This is a genomic window from Bacillus norwichensis (assembly GCF_014836955.1).
GTDB classification, from domain to species: domain Bacteria; phylum Bacillota; class Bacilli; order Bacillales; family Bacillaceae_C; genus Siminovitchia; species Siminovitchia norwichensis.
Map to the genome: position 1 here is coordinate 145,505 of NZ_JACSPV010000002.1, position 17,206 is coordinate 162,710.

General features: G+C 39.0%; 21 protein-coding genes. 16 read left to right on the forward strand and 5 right to left on the reverse strand.

Annotated elements, in window-relative coordinates; translation table 11 throughout:
- Window positions 1–22: 22 nt before the first annotated feature.
- Entirely contained in the window at window positions 23–760 is a 738-nt protein-coding gene (gene prpE, locus H9631_RS02090) for a bis(5'-nucleosyl)-tetraphosphatase PrpE (protein ID WP_191809591.1), read from the reverse strand.
- A 293-nt stretch (window positions 761–1,053) separates the two neighbouring features.
- Between prpE and mgtE the strand changes: the two genes are divergently transcribed.
- The 4 genes from mgtE to H9631_RS02110 all read left to right on the forward strand — a co-directional run bounded on the left by mgtE (window position 1,054) and on the right by H9631_RS02110 (window position 6,436).
- Window positions 1,054–2,430: a magnesium transporter gene (mgtE, locus tag H9631_RS02095; protein WP_404801704.1), complete on the forward strand. Its 1,377-nt coding sequence runs from the start codon at window positions 1,054–1,056 to the stop codon at window positions 2,428–2,430.
- A gap of 346 nt (window positions 2,431–2,776) precedes the next feature.
- Window positions 2,777–4,630 (forward strand): monovalent cation:proton antiporter family protein, encoded by a 1,854-nt coding sequence (locus tag H9631_RS02100; RefSeq protein ID WP_191809593.1) that lies wholly within the window; start codon window positions 2,777–2,779, stop codon window positions 4,628–4,630.
- 284 nt (window positions 4,631–4,914) lie between these two features.
- Window positions 4,915–5,694: an enoyl-ACP reductase FabI gene (fabI, locus tag H9631_RS02105; protein ID WP_160707111.1), complete on the forward strand. Its 780-nt coding sequence runs from the start codon at window positions 4,915–4,917 to the stop codon at window positions 5,692–5,694.
- 193 nt (window positions 5,695–5,887) lie between these two features.
- Entirely contained in the window at window positions 5,888–6,436 is a 549-nt protein-coding gene (locus H9631_RS02110) for a CotO family spore coat protein (RefSeq protein ID WP_191809594.1), read from the forward strand.
- Between the two features lie 234 nt (window positions 6,437–6,670).
- On the opposite strand, the gene H9631_RS02115 is transcribed toward H9631_RS02110, so the two are convergent.
- A complete protein-coding gene (locus H9631_RS02115) occupies window positions 6,671–7,237 on the reverse strand; it encodes a CotY/CotZ family spore coat protein (protein WP_191809595.1) in 567 nt (188 codons plus the stop codon).
- A gap of 128 nt (window positions 7,238–7,365) precedes the next feature.
- Here H9631_RS02115 and H9631_RS02120 point away from each other — a divergent pair, with 128 nt between their 5' ends.
- The 8 genes from H9631_RS02120 to H9631_RS02155 all read left to right on the forward strand — a co-directional run bounded on the left by H9631_RS02120 (window position 7,366) and on the right by H9631_RS02155 (window position 12,086).
- A complete protein-coding gene (locus tag H9631_RS02120; protein ID WP_191809596.1) occupies window positions 7,366–7,722 on the forward strand; it encodes a DUF1360 domain-containing protein in 357 nt (118 codons plus the stop codon).
- Window positions 7,723–8,084: 362 nt separating this feature from the next.
- A complete protein-coding gene (locus H9631_RS02125; RefSeq protein WP_191809597.1) occupies window positions 8,085–8,564 on the forward strand; it encodes a YhcN/YlaJ family sporulation lipoprotein in 480 nt (159 codons plus the stop codon).
- Between the two features lie 11 nt (window positions 8,565–8,575).
- Window positions 8,576–9,052, forward strand: coding sequence for a stage V sporulation protein AC (gene spoVAC / locus H9631_RS02130; protein WP_191809598.1), 477 nt, complete (start codon window positions 8,576–8,578; stop codon window positions 9,050–9,052).
- Complete coding sequence (gene spoVAD / locus H9631_RS02135; protein WP_191809599.1) at window positions 9,052–10,071, forward strand: stage V sporulation protein AD; 1,020 nt, start codon at window positions 9,052–9,054, stop codon at window positions 10,069–10,071. The genes spoVAC and spoVAD overlap by 1 nt, the downstream gene beginning before the upstream one ends.
- Before the next feature lie 14 nt (window positions 10,072–10,085).
- On the forward strand, window positions 10,086–10,442 hold the full coding sequence (gene spoVAE, locus H9631_RS02140) for a stage V sporulation protein AE (RefSeq protein WP_191809600.1): 357 nt from the start codon (window positions 10,086–10,088) through the stop codon (window positions 10,440–10,442).
- A gap of 97 nt (window positions 10,443–10,539) precedes the next feature.
- Window positions 10,540–10,794, forward strand: a complete 255-nt coding sequence (locus H9631_RS02145; protein WP_191809601.1) for a stage VI sporulation protein F — start codon at window positions 10,540–10,542, stop codon at window positions 10,792–10,794.
- 101 nt (window positions 10,795–10,895) lie between these two features.
- A complete protein-coding gene (locus H9631_RS02150) occupies window positions 10,896–11,156 on the forward strand; it encodes a hypothetical protein (protein ID WP_191809602.1) in 261 nt (86 codons plus the stop codon).
- Between the two features lie 27 nt (window positions 11,157–11,183).
- Window positions 11,184–12,086, forward strand: a complete 903-nt coding sequence (locus H9631_RS02155) for an MBL fold metallo-hydrolase (protein WP_191809603.1) — start codon at window positions 11,184–11,186, stop codon at window positions 12,084–12,086.
- A gap of 144 nt (window positions 12,087–12,230) precedes the next feature.
- Here the strand turns inward: H9631_RS02155 and H9631_RS02160 are convergent, their stop codons facing one another.
- From H9631_RS02160 to H9631_RS02170, 3 genes are all read right to left on the reverse strand, one after another.
- Window positions 12,231–12,680 (reverse strand): GNAT family N-acetyltransferase, encoded by a 450-nt coding sequence (locus tag H9631_RS02160; protein ID WP_191809604.1) that lies wholly within the window; start codon window positions 12,678–12,680, stop codon window positions 12,231–12,233.
- Entirely contained in the window at window positions 12,681–13,196 is a 516-nt protein-coding gene (locus H9631_RS02165) for a YjcG family protein (protein WP_191809605.1), read from the reverse strand.
- Between the two features lie 618 nt (window positions 13,197–13,814).
- Complete coding sequence (locus H9631_RS02170) at window positions 13,815–13,970, reverse strand: hypothetical protein (RefSeq protein ID WP_191809606.1); 156 nt, start codon at window positions 13,968–13,970, stop codon at window positions 13,815–13,817.
- Window positions 13,971–15,092: 1,122 nt separating this feature from the next.
- Between H9631_RS02170 and H9631_RS02175 the strand changes: the two genes are divergently transcribed.
- The 4 genes from H9631_RS02175 to H9631_RS02190 all read left to right on the forward strand — a co-directional run bounded on the left by H9631_RS02175 (window position 15,093) and on the right by H9631_RS02190 (window position 17,183).
- Complete coding sequence (locus H9631_RS02175) at window positions 15,093–15,266, forward strand: twin-arginine translocase TatA/TatE family subunit (RefSeq protein WP_191809607.1); 174 nt, start codon at window positions 15,093–15,095, stop codon at window positions 15,264–15,266.
- 53 nt (window positions 15,267–15,319) lie between these two features.
- Window positions 15,320–15,673: a hypothetical protein gene (locus H9631_RS02180; protein ID WP_191809608.1), complete on the forward strand. Its 354-nt coding sequence runs from the start codon at window positions 15,320–15,322 to the stop codon at window positions 15,671–15,673.
- Window positions 15,674–16,004: 331 nt separating this feature from the next.
- Complete coding sequence (locus H9631_RS02185) at window positions 16,005–16,661, forward strand: DedA family protein (RefSeq protein ID WP_191809609.1); 657 nt, start codon at window positions 16,005–16,007, stop codon at window positions 16,659–16,661.
- 72 nt (window positions 16,662–16,733) lie between these two features.
- Window positions 16,734–17,183, forward strand: coding sequence for a DUF5063 domain-containing protein (locus H9631_RS02190; RefSeq protein ID WP_191809610.1), 450 nt, complete (start codon window positions 16,734–16,736; stop codon window positions 17,181–17,183).
- Window positions 17,184–17,206 lie beyond the last annotated feature (23 nt).

Below are 17,206 nucleotides of genomic sequence, written 5' to 3' on the forward strand. Positions count from 1 at the left end.
TATACGGATTAAAAAATGCAGTCTATGAAAACTGCGTAAATTTTTCCGGTATGTATGGCAAAGAGGAATGAACGGATACTGTTTTTTTCTCTGGATATCTGAATGCTGTCAGCTTTCCGCCAAATACGCAACCAGTGTCGATATTGATGGTCCTTCCAACAATGCGCGGTTCTGTTACTGGAGTGTGGCCATAAACGATATAAGGAGTGCCGTGATACTTCTTCGCCCAGTCCCGCCTTATGGGTCTTCCATCGGGGAGGCATTCTCCGGTAATGTCTCCGTAAAGCACGAAGGTCTTTACACTTTTGTTCATTTTGCCAATATAGTCTTCTCTTATGCCTGCGTGAGCAATGAGCAGTTTTCCCTCATCGAGCGTTTGGTAGAGTGGGGAACCCTCATATAATTCCATGAACATTCTTTTGTAATGGTTCTCTTCCTTAGATGTGAGGTTGTTTAACTCGGCAACCGTTGTTTCTAAACCATGAGTAATCTGAACATTTCTCCCGAGAAAATAACGATAAAGTTTATTGCAGTGATTTCCGGGAACATAGATAGCACCGTGATATTTCCAGAGCTTCCAGATGGTTTGAATCACGTTTAATGATTGGGGCCCTCTGTCCGTGAGGTCACCTACAAAACCCAGTACTCTGCCTTTTGGATGAATAGGAACTCCATTCTGCCATTTGTATCCGAGCTCGTGTGTCAGATTTGTCAGCTCCGTAAAGCAGCCATGAATATCACCAACTATATCAATTTTCAATACAATCACCTGTCTTTTTCCAATATCCTCATTTTCGTTGGTGGTCAACCTTTTCATATTATTGTATTAATGTGTTCCGTTTCATGCAAACTTTGACATAAAAGGGCGTATTCAAAAAGTTGCCAAAGGAGAGGTGATGGCAGGGAATGTCAGCTTGAGTAGCACTGAAACAGCTAATGAAGAGATTTACCGCTTATTATTTGGTGACTTTTTGAATATCCTCTAAAATATAACGACAAGCCCATAAAGATTTGTTAGGATAGGAAGGACAGGCGGAGAGGAGGCACAAAATGATGGCTGAAATGAATCAAGAAGAACAAGATCAATTGAACGAAGAATTGCTTCTTAAAGCCCTTCATGATGATAACATCATGGAATTTCGTGAAGAATTTTTACATTTACATCCATATGATCAAGCGAGATTTTATATAAAAATTGAGCCGGACGAAAGGCTGAAGATTTATCGATATTTATCACCTAAGGAAGTATCGGACTTTTTTGAGGTTTTAGATATTGAGGATAGTGAATACAAAGATATATTGGCGGAAATGGTACCACAATATGCTACAGATATGCTGTCGCATATGTATACGGATAATGCGGTTGACGTTTTAAATAAGCTGGATAAACTTCAGGCGGCAAGCTATTTGACTATCATGAATAAAGAAAGTGCTCAGGAGATCAAAGATCTCCTCCACTACGAAGAGTCGACTGCCGGAAGTATCATGACAACCGAATATATTGCCATTTCGGCCAATCAGACAGTCCGCTCCGCTATGCATATTTTGAAAAATGAAGCCCCGACTGCTGAGACGATTTACTATGTATTTGTCATCGATGATGATAGGCGTCTTGTTGGGGTTATATCACTTCGTGATCTAATTATCAGCAATGATGATACGATGATTTCTGAAATCATGTCTTCACGTGTAGTTTCGATTACAGTGGATGCAGACCAGGAAGAGGCTGCAAACCAGATGCGTGACTACGACTTGTTGGCACTTCCGGTCGTTGATTTTCAAAATCATTTATTGGGTATCATAACAGTTGATGATATTATTGATGTCATCGACGAAGAGGCATCCGATGATTATTCAAAGCTCGCGGCTGTAATGGACGTCGATACACCTGATAAAAACCCCTTTTCTGCAGCAAAAAAGCGTCTACCTTGGCTGATCATATTACTTTTTTTGGGAATGTTTACAGCCAGTTTGATTGGAAGGTTTGAAGACACCTTAAATCAGGTATCTATATTAGCAGTATTCATTCCTTTAATTGCTGGAATGGCTGGAAATACTGGTACACAGGCCCTTGCGGTGGCGGTAAGGGGGATTGCTACGGGTGAGTTGGAAGAAGAAAGCAGATGGAAATTGGTCCTCAGAGAAGGAGGAACCGGTCTAATCACCGGTTCAATCTGTGGGTTGCTTGTCGTCATTGTTGTTTATCTGTGGAAAGGTGAGTTGTTTCTTGGTTTCCTCGTTGGGATTTCTATCCTGGCGTCTTTATTTGTTGCCACTTTGGCGGGGACGCTTGTGCCCATTATCATGCATAAGCTGAAAATCGATCCGGCTGTAGCATCCGGTCCTTTTATAACAACAATGAACGATCTAACATCAATTTTGATCTATTTTGGACTTGCTACTTTATTCATGAGCTATCTTGTTCATTAACGCAAAAGTCCCCATTCTTATGTAAAGAAAATATACCATTTTTATCGTTTTCATTTCAAAACAGTGACGTACAGGACTACTAATGCAAGCGAAGCGACAGGACGTCGCGTTCTAAGCCTGCTGACGTATGGGACGTACTAATGCCGCGATTTGAGCTTCATTCTTCGCCGTGTTGTCTTGCTGTGAGTGCTATCGTCGACCAAGCAGGCGTTTTCCTTTATCTCAATTGAAGGATCGTCGACAAAGTTCGTCACTTCGGCAACGTAGACACACCAACATTATACGTCGCCAAATGGACGCATTGAACTTTTCTTATAATTCAGTCACAAAATGGAGGAAGAAGCGTATGGACTCTGAATCGTCATTATTATCATTAGTTATTGTATTGCTTGTTGCATTTTTCACACCGCTTCTTCTCCATCGTTTTCGGTTATTTTTCATTCCGGTCGTTGTCGCGGAAATTATCATGGGTCTAATTATCGGAAAAAGCGGATTCGATGTGATCCGGCACGATATGTGGCTTGATACGCTGTCAACGCTCGGATTTATTTTTTTAATGTTCCTAAGTGGTGTAGAAATCGATTTTTCGGCATTTAGCAGTAAACAAAAGAAAGCTGCGCTTTCAAATGGGAAACTGGAGCCTAACAGGCTTGCTGTGTCTACTTTTATTTTTGCAGGCATATTTGTTCTATCATTATTGCTCTCATACATTTTCGTTCTCGCAGGGTTTATCGAAAATATGATGCTGATGACCTTGATCATTTCGACGATTTCACTCGGAGTGGTGGTGCCAACCTTAAAAGAAGCAGGTATCATGAAAACGGGAATTGGCCAGATTATTTTGCTTGTCGCTGTTATTGCCGATCTTGTCACGATGATTCTGCTTTCTGTGTTTGTTTCTCTTTCAAGTGATGGCAGCGGGCATATGTGGCTGTTACTTGTGCTGTTTGCAACAGGAGTTATTTTTTACTTTATAGGTGTCCGCTTTAAGAGTAGGAATTTTGTAGCGAGCTTGTCAAAAGGGACGGTGCAGATCGGAACTCGTGCTATTTTTACGTTGATCATCGTACTGGTCGCTTTATCTGAATCAGTTGGAGCCGAGAACATATTAGGCGCATTTATCGCAGGAACGCTTGTTTCGCTTTTGAATCCTGACCAAAATATGATCCGTCAGCTTGATTCTTTCGGATATGGGTTTTTAATCCCCATATTTTTCGTCATGGTCGGAGTAGACCTTGATCTATGGTCGCTCTTAAGCAATAAAAACATGTTGCTGCTGATTCCGTTTTTGCTTGCGGCTTTGTTTATATCTAAGTTCTTTCCAGTGCTAATATTGAGGCGCTGGTATGATAAAAATACCGTACTCGCATCCGCATTTTTACTGACTTCCACTTTATCACTTGTCATAGCTGCAGCTAAAATTGCTGAGCGGATCAATGTAATTTCATCAGAGATGAGCGGTACGTTCATATTAGTGGCTGTCATTTCATGTATTTTAACTCCTATCCTGTTCAAAAAATGGTTCCCAAAAGAAAATGCCGCGAAGAGAAAAGTAAAAGTGGCATTCGTTGGAGCCAATCAAATGTCACTGGCTGTTTCAAAGGAATTGAGCCACAATCAATATGATACATCTGTTTTTCACAAGAAATTTGAAAAAGCGGATTCTCAGACTGCGGATTCTACATTTGACATCATAGAGGTCGCGGGATATGAGGAGGATGTGCTAGAAAAAGCGGGAGTATTTGATTCGGATATTCTTTTCATTGCAACAGGAGATGAAGAGCTCAATTCAACGCTGGCTGTCGCTGCCAAAGAGCGCGACATGGAAAGGGTTATTGCCCGTATTGAAAGCCCCGACCTTGCAAAGGCATTAACGGAGCAGGATATTGAGGGATTTTCAACATTACTTTCTACAACGGCATTGATGAAAGCTTTGATAGAGTCACCGAATATTGCACATATCATGACGAGTGAGGAAACAGCCTTGCACGAAATCCGAATGATGAATCCAGAATATGGACAGATGACTTTACGGGAATTTCCATTTACAGGGGATGTTATCATTGTAAGGATATTTAGGGGGAAGGATTCTATTGTCCCCCACGGAGATACAGAGCTCCAACTCAATGATCGTTTGATTGTAACTGGATCGGCTGAATATGTAGAGGAATTAACGAGGGAACTGCAATTTAAACAGTAATATTATCAAATGCGCCTTGGCGTATTTGCCCCCAGATTTTATCGAAGCTCAATAAATTTCTTCTGAAAATCTGTGGCATCCGCCGGGGGCTTTAACTTTATGCAGCTTGGGTTTGAACCCTCGCTGAATGGAATAACAATATGCATTCATTTCACCACTTACAGAAGTGGGAGAATTCTGCTGAATAAAGTTATAAGAATCCTGTTTACAAAACAAAAAGCAGTCGTGTATGATTAGTACTAGGTGCTAATAACATGTAATAAAAATAATGGGGAGGAATTCGCATGCTTTCTTTAACTGGTAAAACCTTTGTGGTTATGGGTGTTGCAAATAAACGGAGTATCGCATGGGGAATTGCAAGATCTTTACATAAAGCTGGTGCTAAACTGATTTTTACATATGCTGGGGAGCGTCTTGAGAAAAATGTTCGTGATTTGGCGGATACGTTGGAAGGAGAAAAATCCCTTGTCCTTCCTTGCGATGTTACAAAAGACGATGATGTTGAGGCATGCTTCAGTCAAATTAAGGAGCAGGCAGGCCCGATCCATGGGATTGCCCACTGTATCGCGTTCGCCAATAAAGAAGAGCTGGATGGGGACTATTTGAATGTTACAAGGGATGGTTTCCTCCTTGCTCATAACATCAGCGCTTATTCATTGACTGCTGTTGCCAAAGCGGTTCAAAAGCTAGATGTTATGCCTGAGGGCGGAAGCATTGTGACAATGACTTATCTTGGCGGAGAGCGAGTTGTAACAAACTATAACGTTATGGGAGTGGCTAAAGCTTCACTTGATGCGAGCGTTATGTATTTGGCAAGCGATCTTGGTAAACAAGGCATCCGAGTAAACTCAATTTCTGCTGGCCCAATCCGTACACTTTCTGCAAAAGGAATCAGCGATTTTAACAGTATTTTGAAAGAAATTGAAGAAAAAGCTCCTCTGCGTAGAACAACTACTCCGGAAGAAGTCGGCGATACTGCTGTATTCTTGTTCAGCGATCTTTCACGTGGTATTACAGGTGAAAACATCCATGTCGATTCTGGCTATCATATAATGGGCAATTAATAGGGGTTTTTATCATATAGGAGTTAAAACTGAAACAAGAATTAAACAATTGCCATAAAACTATTTGGATGAGTTTTTTATTAACAAACTGCCGTGAAGTGTACTCACGGTGGTTTTTTTATTTTTGTGATAAACGTCGGCTGGGGATATGCATACATTATTAAGAAAGTTTCAGTGATGGAGGTTTTTCCATATGACAAAAAAAGATAAGTCACTAAAGCCTATTTTATATATTGCGCAGCCTCATTTAAAAGAGCCGAATCGCCAGATGCAGAGTCAGTATACTTCAAATGCTGAGCAACGATTCAATTTGAATCCGAGTGCTACAGTCGTTGCTGGCAAGGCAAGAACAGTCAAAAGAAATATCAGTTATGTTGAGGAAGAAGACTTTATTTTTGAAGATAAGAACAATTCAATGGAAAAAAAAGCCGAAGAAAAGCAGCCTCAAAAACAAATTCCAGTTTCAGCCGCGGACTATTTCAGATCTCAAACTCAAAATAACAGTTCTGTAAAAGGCAGACTTAGCCCAATTAAGCCATTCATCACTATGTCGATTGATGAAAAGCTACAGCATTTATCATCGAAATCCCAATTTTATTCCTGTATCTTTTCAACATCAGATAAAAGGGTCACTGGTAAACTGCATACAGTCGATCAAAATCATATAGTCGTGAAGACAGGTTCTGGAGAGTTTGTCACGATTGGTAAAAAAGAGTTGATTGGAATCCGGATTAACGCTTAAGTGCCAAAAATGAAGAGTATCTCCAAAAAAAGTAAGTGCGTGTTCTTTGTTGATGTTATTAAAAACGTCACGATAAGCGGTGAAAGATGCCCATCATAAGGGGTGTACAATTGAAAAGGGTCATGAATTTAGCGAAGGTAGCTGCCCAAATGCAAAATCAGTCGAAGAAAAACGAAAAATCGTTTTCCTCGACTGATTCATTTTAGAGGGCTTTTTAAATAGCCCCCTTCAACATTAGTCACAAAGCTCTAAGTCAACATCTGCGATACATTGAACAGCACAGAAGCAGTGAAGGTCAACAGTAACACAGCTGTTGCTGCGTCCCCAATCTCTTACTTCGCAAAGCTCTGAGAAATTACATTTTCCGTGAGTTTCAAAAATATCAGCTACAGTCTTTCCATCCTTTTTCAATGGTACAAGGACCCTTAAAGTGGCGCAGCAATTATCAAAGATTTCTTCAACCCGGAAAAAGACAGACATGCATTTGCCATGATGTCCTCTGAACAAAGCTTTAAAAAGCTCACCGTTCTTATGAGTCAAAGTGAATACACGGGTATCCGCATGTCTTCGTCCCCGTACACCTAAATCACCAAGAGGCTCAACAAAGCAGTTTGATGTGCATGCTTCGCATTCTTCTTCTGCCTGTTCCTGAATATCTTTGATAGCTCTGACTACTTGACAAACACAATTTAATGCACAGCCACCATCGCCGCCACAGCCACCGCCACCGCTTTTCTCGTGATGGTGATGGGTTGTCGGCGCTACATGGCCGAAGGATGATTCCATATCTTCGAAGCTCATCTATATGTTCCTCCTTTTTATATAGTCATTAATGGTCATTTACATTAATAACATATTAATCCATAGGTAATTGAGTAACGGACAAACGCCTGTTTTACATAAAATAGGCAATCAAAGGGGGGGAATCAATGGATATTGCCTGGTTGGAATTTATTATATTCAGCATGGCGGTTTTTCGTCTCACTAGGCTGTTAGTCTATGATCAAATAACAGAATGGATAAGAAGTCCATTCATAGATGAGTATGAGGAAAAAAATAATGAGGGAGAGACGGAGGTTTATCTGCGTCCGAAAGAAGGAGGTGTCCGGGGCTGGTTTGGCAATCTGCTGAGCTGCTACTGGTGTACAGGGATATGGATGGCTATCGGATTATTCGTGATACGTTTTTATCTTCCTGTTGTTTATAAACCTGTTGTTATCGTATTGGCCGCGGCTGGCTTCGCAGCAATTGTTGAAACATGGATTCAGTCAAAAAACATCGGGTAATCTGGGGTTTTGGGAAAACGATAAGCGAAGGACGCTCATAAAATATACTAGGTGCATAGGTGCATCCAATATACATGTGGGAAGTGAGATCTTTGAAAAAAAATGGAGGGAAAAAAAGGTCGGTCGCTCCTGTTCATAAAAAAAGGAAAGGCTGCGGATGCGGAGGACCTATCAAGAAGCCAAGAGTGTTTTAGAAGTTTTTTTCGACTTTTTACCATGCATTCGTGTACAGAGAAACTTTTTGTATAAGTTTCTCTTTTTTTATTCTTCTTTTCAAAAAGAAAGTTGAAACATTTGCGTTCATAATTTACATGGATTGGTGAAAAATAAAGGTAGTTACGATTTTAAAAGCGGAGGTTCACATGAGTAAATCATTAAAGATTATTATTATGGCCGCCATTTTATTGATTCTTTCCGCCTGCTCCTATGATGATGGAAAAGAGCATAAAGAGAGCGATTCGGCCTTGTTGAAAACAACAAGCCCGCCGCCTATTGAGCTGAAGCAAAGGGATGAGGAGGATTCGGTTGCCTATCAGGTGAGAGAAGAAGTGTCGAAAATGAAGGAAATTTACGATGTTGCGGTGATTGAAGGAAAAAAGAAAATCATTGTGGCCTATAAAGTTAAGCATATGAAAAGGTTCAGAATGAAAAAAATTGAGAAGGATCTCACTAAAAGATTGGAGCGCGAATATCCCGACGAGAAATTTATTGTTTCCAGCGATTACAAAATTTTCCTAGAAGCAATAAGGCTAGAAGAAGATTTGGATGACGGCAATTTATCAGACGAAAAAGCTGAAAAACGCTTTAAAAAAATTATCCGATTAAAAGAAGAAATGACATAGGAGAGAAGCAGATGTCTAGTAAAAACAAATCAAAAACACCTGAACAGATTCAGTATGAACAGCTGCAAAAAAAACACGAAACCAAAAGGCCAATTTTAAAAAACTGCATCAGGGCTTTTTGGGTGGGCGGCACAATATGCCTAATCGGACAGGCTATTACTTATATTTATATTTACTTTTTCGATTTTACGGAGCAGACAGCGGGAAATCCGACTGTGGCTACAGTGGTGTTCTTCGCTATGATTTTAACGGGTTTTGGCATGTATGATCGTCTTGGCCAATATGCCGGCGCGGGAAGTGCCGTGCCCGTTACGGGTTTTGGAAATGCTGTTATCTCTTCAGCAATTGAACACAGAAGTGAGGGGTTTGTTACAGGGGTAGGAGGAAATATGTTTAAACTCGCGGGATCGGTCATTATGTTTGGAGTATTCTCCGCATTTGTTGTCGCTTTTATAAAGACTATATTGTTCAAGTGGGGAGGGCTATAATGCTTGTTGGGAATCAGACGTGGGTTTTTCATCAAAGGCCAGCCATTTTATCTACTGGAGTTGTTGGTGGACCATTTGAAAAAAAAGGACGTCTTACAAATGATTTTGATAAATTTCATGAGGATTTATGGATGGGAAAGGATTCATATGAAAAGGCGCAAACCGTCTTACTCGAGGATGCCGTTGACATTGCGCTAAGAAAAAAAGCGTTAAAAGGGGAAGATGTTCAATTTTTCTTGGCGGGTGATTTAATCAATCAAATAACGCCGACGAGTTTTGCTGCTAGAACGAATCAGGTACCGCATCTCGGATTATTCAGTGCGTGTGCCACTTCGACGGAGGGGCTGGCGCTGGCAGCTATGATTATTAATAACAGCGGAGCGGATTACATACTGGCAGGAGCGTCCAGTCATAATGCATCAGCTGAACGCCAATTTCGGTATCCTACAGAATATGGCGGCCAGAAGCCGCCAACTGCGCAATGGACTGTTACAGGAGCAGGAGTCGCTCTTGTTGGCTCTGGGAGATTAGTCAGTTCTCCCCATCCGAGAATTACTTCAGCCACCATCGGCAAAGTGATAGATATGGGATTGACGGACCCGTTTAATATGGGAGGCGCAATGGCGCCAGCCGCTGTTGACACGATTCAAAGGCATTGTTTTGATTTGAACATTGACCCTTCCCATTATGACCTGATTGTGACCGGAGACCTGGCTGAAATAGGCAGGCGAGCTGCAATGGATCTTTTTCAACAAAAGGGAGTATCAGTTAATGATGAGCAATTTAAGGATTGCGGCCTTCTCATTTATAAGAAAGAAGAACAGGAAGTGTTTTCCGGAGCAAGCGGACCGGCTTGTTCTGCAGTCGTCATGTATGGTCATTTACTCAATGAGATGAAAGCAGGAAAGTATAAGCGAATTTTATGTGTGGCTACAGGCTCTCTTTTATCACCGCTTTCTTTTCAACAGAAGGAGTCTATTCCCTGTATTGCTCATGCAGTTGCCATCGAATATGTTTAATAGGAGGGGTTTTCATGCTTGCTATGTTTTTTTGGGCGTTTGTCATCGGAGGAATTATATGTGTAATTGGTCAGCTTATGTTTGATGCTGCCAAACTAACGCCTGCCCATACATTAAGTGGAATGGTTGTTGTTGGTGCAATTTTGGCCGGGTTTGGGTTGTATGATCCCCTTATAGATTTTGCTGGGGCCGGAGCAACCATACCGATCACCAGCTTTGGGAATTCCCTTGTCCACGGGGCAATGATGGAATCTGATAAACATGGTCTTGTCGGGGTAATGACCGGAATGTTCGAAGTGACATCATCCGGTATATCGGCGGCCATCGTTTTCGGCTTCCTTGGCGCTTTACTATTTAAACCAAAAGGATAGGGATTTAACTCATTCCAGCATTTTAAGAATTCTATATCTCACCAAAAATAGCCTTCTTCATACTATATAAAAGATGAAAAGGAGGCTATTTTTAACTATGGATAATCAATTTTTCAAAAATATTGAAAGTAAGACCGGAGTCGATATGAATGAAGTACTCAAGCTTGCGAATTCCTTGCAGAGTGCAAACTTTAAAGATGAAAAAACAGTCCGTCGAGTAATTAGAGAAGTGGCTAGGATTGCAAACCGCCCCGTTTCAAGAGAATTGGAAGACAAAATGGTGCATACCATCACAAAAGATGGCAGCAAACTAGATATGGGAACTATTTCAAAAATGCTTAATAAAAAATAAACGAAGGGCTTGCATTATTTGCAAGTCCTCTTTTTTAAAAAAGAAAGGGTTTACAAAATGGGGATTTCGGGTAAACACTATGAAAAAGAAGGTGCTATGATATGGGATATATTGCGCCGGTCAGGATGCTTCAATATACGGAGTACCAAAAAAGAGATCAGGAAAAAACGAAAAATCGGGATCCTATGCCAATCCATTTTATGCCTGAAATTAGACTTCGAGCGAACTTTCAGTTTCGAGCTTCCGGAACGCAATTTCCGTTTAATGACAAGAAAATAAGGGGGATTGAATGGAAAGCCCCCAAAAAAGAAAATTTTCCTCATGAAACAGGAAAAGGCCTATTTTTTAACGAATATGTATAATAGCCTATTTGGAAGGAATGTTTTGAATTGGAATTGATAGGAATTTCGGATTGTTGTCATTACTTTAGCGGTGCAGTCAATATAGGATATGTAAACAAAGAAGGACAAGGGCTGCTCATTGATTCTGGTATTGACAAAGGCACCGCAAAAAAAGTATTAAAAATACTGAAAGAGCATCAGCTTCCCATTGATCATGTCATCCTTACTCATGCACATACCGATCATTATGGAGGAGCTTCCTATTTACAGAAAGAGCTCTCGGTAAAATTACATGCACCACAGCTGGAAGCAGCTATTATGGAACATCCTATTCTTGAGCCGATTTATTTGTGGAATGGGGCAGTACCGATTAAAAAGTTAAGAAACAAGTTTTTAGAGGGGGAACCAGTGATCATTGATGAGTTCCTCGTTGAAGGGCAACAGGAATTGGGATCATTCCATTTTGAGGCGGTTCATTTGCCGGGGCACAGCTATTCGCAGATGGGAATTATAATAGATGGAATCTTGTATGGAGCAGACAGTTATTTCGGTACTAAGGTTCTTGAGAAACACAAGGTTCCTTTTATCGTCGATGCTGGTGCGACAATCAGCTCGCTTGAAAAATTAAAAAGCTTAACCTTGCAGGGAGCACTTCCTGGGCATGGTGATTATGAAACTGCATTTGATGGGACGATTCAGGCCAACATTGATTGTCATAACAACATCAAGCTTTTTCTTTTAAATCATATTAAATCATCTACAGATGGCATATCAATGGAAGCTTTAATGAAAAGAATGTTTGATCACTTTGGATTAAAGGCACGCGAAATCGGCCAATGGCTGCTTTATAGAACTTCTTTTACTGCATACATATCTTCACTTATAGAAGACGGGACAGTGGCAATCTCGGTAAATGAATATACGCTATGGTTGAAAGGGGAACCGCTTTAAGATTTCATTCGAAACCTTAAAGGGATTTCTTTTCAGCTGTATTCATGACTGTTAAAAAGCAAATAGCGCCCTGTTGCAAGGTCACAAGCCGATTCCCTTTAATTTGAAGGCGAGCCTTCTGGGAATCGTCTTGTTCTTTCCTAGCTAAACAGAGCGTTTTGTCATTTCTTGTTCCAGTCTCTTTATCATTTTCCGGTGGGGGATACCAGCATCGAGAAATTCGTCCGATACGACGGCGTATCCAAGTTTCTCATAAAATGGTACAGCATAAGATTGAGCATTTAGAACAAGTTCCTCGACGGGAAGTTTCTTTGCATAATCCTCAATTTCCACCATTATTTGGATGCCTGCCCCTTTGCCTCGATAATCGGGGAGAATACAAACTCTTTCCACTTTTCCCTTGCCATCAAGTATCCGGAATCTGCCCGCGCCTGCTGGCTCTTCCCCATCGTAAAGCACGAAGTGGGCAGAGTTGTTTTCATGTTCGTCGATTTCGATTTCTACTGGAACTTTTTGTTCCTCGACAAACACTTTTTTTCGAATGCTGAATGCGTCTTGAATCTGATCGTCTGTTCCGGCATGAATGACTTTCATTTATTGGGGATCCTTTCCTAGGCGAAAAGTTTCATAAACAGTCCATGAACCATTTTCAAGCTGATATAAGAGATGGTATCGGTCAATCGTTTCCTCATGTTCAATCCCAAGCATCCTTAGTTGGCCATACACATCAGAATGCTCATCGTTTGATAGATTTTGAGCGATAGTAATATGAGGAACAAAAGGATGCTCCGGCTTGTCACCTGGCAAGGAAGCGTACAAATCTTCATAAAGCCCCTCTAATTGTGGCGTTTTTTCAGTCTTTAAATGAATAGTGTTGTTGATGGGCTGAAACGAACTCACTTTTCTGATATTTAGAACAAACGGTTCATATTTTTTTGCTATCGCTTCCAATTTTTCTGTAATGGAATGGGCATCTACTTCTGTTTCAAAAGCTGCCTTCAATGTCAGATGAGGAGGAATCAGCGCATAATGGGGGTCATACCTTTTCCGATAGGAATTTGCCAAGTCCTGCAACGTTTTAGAGGGGAATATAACAATCCCATATTTCATTTTTCTAACCTCCCTAATAAGAAATTAATTGAAAACTTCTATATCTTATTACTATAACATAACTTTGCCAGCTTTTCCTATAGGACATAGGAAGCTTAGCATTAAAAAGCGCCTGTGTATCAAGGAGTCGGGGCTTGATGTATATTTAACACCAATTTTATTCCAAGATGCATGATAAATCACTTAACAGCGCCTTTATGGAAAGACAAATATGTATGAACCAAATCAATAAAATTTTATGTGAAAAAGAGCTCAATAGCAATGACCTCCATTTTCAAGCTATTTCTCTTTCTTGGTATTATTAAAAACAACGATAATAGCAGTAGCCATAGCGACAAAAATAGCTATCCAAAGTGGGGTACTCATTCAATGACCTCCCAATATTGATTTACCAATTAATACGCTGCAACAGATAAAAAGTTTCATCGTAACGTTAAATTCTAGTAAAGAAAAGTTCACATTTTTCGAATCAACAGAAAGGTATGTTAATAAGCTTAGATCAGTATTGAATCTCATTCAATCAATCCAACGAAAGCAGTTAGCTTACAGAAGAAAAGAGATTTTTGGGAGAGTTATTTTTTATGGACAAATATTGAAGGAGAGGTTATTTTTGAACAATCACTTGAAATACCATAGGTAGAGAAATATGATTCCAATCATAATCCAAATAATCGCTCCCAGTTTATTCGAATGATTCTTTTTCACCTTATTTACAATAAAAGTTAGTAATGTACCAATGAATAAAAGTAAAACTAGAATTGTAAAATCATCCATGACCACCCACCGTTCTTTTTAATAATAAGCCTCGGTATTGTATAGAACATAAGTTAACCAGAGAATATTTAAAATAACTAAAAATTCTAATTTCAGGTAAGCGGCTGCATAGTAAAAAAGACTTTAAAATAAGGGCTTGAATAAGGATTTTAGCACCTATCTAATTGGATAGGTGCTTTATCGTATGGCTCTAATTGTTTTTAATTGTTAATATAATTTTATAAATGATTGAAGGTGGGGTCTATGTCTAGAGAAAAATTAAAAATGGTATCTTTCATTTGTCTTATACTGTGTATTGTAATTTGGATTCCAAATCTAGTTTTTCAAGTTGCGAGCCCATTGTGGATTTTGACATATCTTATAGCTGCTATTGGGATGGCTTTTGCAATTATTAGCAAGAGTTTCTGGCTGGCTTTTTTCAATTTACTCATGTGTTTTAGTTTCTTTATTTTGATGGCTCTTGGATATTATATAAGTTCAAGAGTTTGAAGGCTTTGGGAAATGGTCGCTCTATCACCGATTGTGGTCAATGGTTTTGTTTATATTCTGAGCAGGGCTTTCTTTTATTGTGCCCTAATGATATAATTAATTGAAATGCTTAACGAATGAACTTGAAATATCATAGATGAAATAAATTTTTGGCGTTCTTGATTATTTATAATGAAGAACTTAATCACACTGGATCGACTTCGGAGTCGTAAGGATGTATGAGAGGTAGGGCTTACGTCGTTTAGGTTTTAAAAAGAGGAATACTACCGCGGCAATTTGTCTTGAGATATACAGTAATAGCAAGTTTTTATATATTCGTAAGTATTAAAGTCATCATTGTATGATGGCTTTTTTTGCTAAAAAGAAACGAAGACATAGCATAAGATACATGTTGAAGCAGTGTTTAGTTGTAATGGAGTTAATCGTTATGACCTTCTAATTTTTTATTTAGTAGAAGTCTCCCACTTTAGTAAGTGGTGAATGTGTATTGGTATTCTATTTAGTAGGGGTTCAATCCCCGGCTGAATATAGTTAAATCCACCAAAGCGCATTTGATTTGTTGACAAACGCTTACTGCTTGCATATCAAATAGTGGCTTTCCTATAATATAGGTAACAAAGGAGTTGTGTTTTTATGAGACCAGGTATTGGTAGTATCATTATTATTGCTATTGCCGCTGTAATTATTTTTGGTCCTAACAAATTACCTGAACTAGGAAAAGCATTAGGAAGCAGTTTGAAAGAATTTAAAAAAGCTACCCAAGGTTTAGCAAATGAAGATGACACTGAAAAGAATGATCTCTCATAAAGCTAGGTGAAACATCTGTTAATCATGCTTTAGTCTTAAAGGAGGACAAAATAATGCGAAAAAAATTACGTGATTTATTGTTATTGATCCTCCTATCTATTTTGATTGTTGGCCAGTTTGAAACATCAACTTTTCATCATGAGGCTGACTTCAATGAAGTTACTATTTCCTCTATTAATCATATCCTTGATTTAGATGCCACTCATTTCACAACGCATTCACATCTGTCTATTAAAAATAAGAATAAGAACAAGAACCAAGGACTGGATAATTCATATCTTACTCCTCTCTTTATGCATGCTCCGATAATTCCCTATAATAAATACCAACCTAATGCGTTTTCTCATAAAACTAAAATGGCTGGTTTTTTCAGTGCGCGAAAGTACCAATCTAATTATCTCTCCTAATATCGTTATGATCCCATATGCAAACGACCATTCCTTTAATGATTGAAAAGTTAAGGGTGTTTTGTAATGGATTTTTTAATAGAAGGAAAAGGAGATTAATTAAATGAAAAAACCAGAGAAATCACATTGGAGACAATCACTTGAATGTTATTTCTTTATTTTGATTTTATTATTATTGTTTTTTAGCATAATGATTATTTGTGCAGAATTTATTGGAGGGGGACTAGATATCCTAAAATACTTCAAGATAACGCATGAATAAATTGACTTCGCGATGCTTATGTTCACTACTAAGTTGTTCATTCAATAATATGAAATCAGGGGTACATCTATGAAAATCATGATGTTTGTAGTTGATTTTATTATCAATATTGATAAGCACCTAATCGATATTATTCAGATATTTGATTTATGGTCTTATGCAATATTATTTCTAATTATATTTGTTGAGACAGGGATGGTTATTTTTCCATTCTTACCAGGCGATTCTTTACTTTTTGCCAGCGGTGCTTTTGCGGCCGCAGGCGCTTTTAATATAGTCCTTCTCATTTTTTTGTTTTTTACAGCGGCTGTTTTGGGAGATACTGTTAATTATCATATTGGTAAGATGTGTGGCAGGTCTATCTCTCCAGAAAGCTTGATAGGAAGGGTCATTAATCAAGATAAATTGGAAAAAGCAGAGCTGTTCTTTAATAAACATGGTGGAAAAACGATTGTGATTGCTCGCTTTATTCCGTTCATTCGGACTTTCGCACCATTTGTTGCAGGGGCAAGCCGTATGAATTACCGATATTTTATTGCTTATAATGTTGGGGGAGCAGCTATATGGGTGCTGGTGTGCACGATTACAGGCTATTTATTTGGTAACTTGCCAATAGTTCAGAAGAATTTTTCGGCCTTTCTTTTAGCGATTATTTTCGTGTCATTATTACCAGCATTAATTAGCTACTTAAAAAGTAAATTTAATCAATTGAAAAGTACTCACTGATGTTGTTGTGAAATCTGACCGCAGTTTAAAAAAGGCTTTTAATCGGTAACACTTAATTCTGAGAGGAAAAAAATGAAAAATAAAACAGTAAACTTCTTGAATTCGGCTATTCACTATTGCATCTTAGTGGAAAATTTAAACTCCAATCAGGAAACAGACAAATTAAAAAGTCTAGTTATTTCTCTAATGGACTTATATTCCAAAGCCCTGCTTCTTCCCGATGTTGAACCTGAAAATGCAGCTTTACATGAATTTAATATTTCACTTCCCCAAGTTAACTTCGAACAATACGAGTATTACTGGGAGGTCTTTAACCCATATAACTTTGAAGCGCCAGTGTGTAACAGCTTGTCGGATGATGTCTTAAATATTTACAAGGATGTTAAAGAAGGAATCCTATTGTTTGAACGAAAAAAGCAAAAAGAGGCGATCTGGCATTGGAAATTTCAATTCCAAACACACTGGGGCGGTCATGCTGTGGACGCCATAAGAGCGTTACATTCAGCCAATATAGCTGAATAATGACAAGGGGGAATAACCGAAAC

Excerpts from the sequence above, each read along its gene's own strand:
- mgtE (WP_404801704.1), top strand. The coding sequence starts at position 1,054 with ATGGCTGAAATGAATCAAGAAGAACAAGATCAATTGAACGAAGAATTG.
- H9631_RS02100 (WP_191809593.1), top strand. The coding sequence starts at position 2,777 with ATGGACTCTGAATCGTCATTATTATCATTAGTTATTGTATTGCTTGTT.
- fabI (WP_160707111.1), top strand. The coding sequence starts at position 4,915 with ATGCTTTCTTTAACTGGTAAAACCTTTGTGGTTATGGGTGTTGCAAAT.
- H9631_RS02110 (WP_191809594.1), top strand. The coding sequence starts at position 5,888 with ATGACAAAAAAAGATAAGTCACTAAAGCCTATTTTATATATTGCGCAG.
- H9631_RS02115 (WP_191809595.1), bottom strand. The coding sequence starts at position 7,237 with ATGAGCTTCGAAGATATGGAATCATCCTTCGGCCATGTAGCGCCGACA.
- H9631_RS02120 (WP_191809596.1), top strand. The coding sequence starts at position 7,366 with ATGGATATTGCCTGGTTGGAATTTATTATATTCAGCATGGCGGTTTTT.
- H9631_RS02125 (WP_191809597.1), top strand. The coding sequence starts at position 8,085 with ATGAGTAAATCATTAAAGATTATTATTATGGCCGCCATTTTATTGATT.
- spoVAC (WP_191809598.1), top strand. The coding sequence starts at position 8,576 with ATGTCTAGTAAAAACAAATCAAAAACACCTGAACAGATTCAGTATGAA.
- spoVAD (WP_191809599.1), top strand. The coding sequence starts at position 9,052 with ATGCTTGTTGGGAATCAGACGTGGGTTTTTCATCAAAGGCCAGCCATT.
- spoVAE (WP_191809600.1), top strand. The coding sequence starts at position 10,086 with ATGCTTGCTATGTTTTTTTGGGCGTTTGTCATCGGAGGAATTATATGT.
- H9631_RS02145 (WP_191809601.1), top strand. The coding sequence starts at position 10,540 with ATGGATAATCAATTTTTCAAAAATATTGAAAGTAAGACCGGAGTCGAT.
- H9631_RS02150 (WP_191809602.1), top strand. The coding sequence starts at position 10,896 with ATGGGATATATTGCGCCGGTCAGGATGCTTCAATATACGGAGTACCAA.
- H9631_RS02160 (WP_191809604.1), bottom strand. The coding sequence starts at position 12,680 with ATGAAAGTCATTCATGCCGGAACAGACGATCAGATTCAAGACGCATTC.
- H9631_RS02165 (WP_191809605.1), bottom strand. The coding sequence starts at position 13,196 with ATGAAATATGGGATTGTTATATTCCCCTCTAAAACGTTGCAGGACTTG.
- H9631_RS02170 (WP_191809606.1), bottom strand. The coding sequence starts at position 13,970 with ATGGATGATTTTACAATTCTAGTTTTACTTTTATTCATTGGTACATTA.
- H9631_RS02175 (WP_191809607.1), top strand. The coding sequence starts at position 15,093 with ATGAGACCAGGTATTGGTAGTATCATTATTATTGCTATTGCCGCTGTA.
- H9631_RS02180 (WP_191809608.1), top strand. The coding sequence starts at position 15,320 with ATGCGAAAAAAATTACGTGATTTATTGTTATTGATCCTCCTATCTATT.
- H9631_RS02185 (WP_191809609.1), top strand. The coding sequence starts at position 16,005 with ATGAAAATCATGATGTTTGTAGTTGATTTTATTATCAATATTGATAAG.
- H9631_RS02190 (WP_191809610.1), top strand. The coding sequence starts at position 16,734 with ATGAAAAATAAAACAGTAAACTTCTTGAATTCGGCTATTCACTATTGC.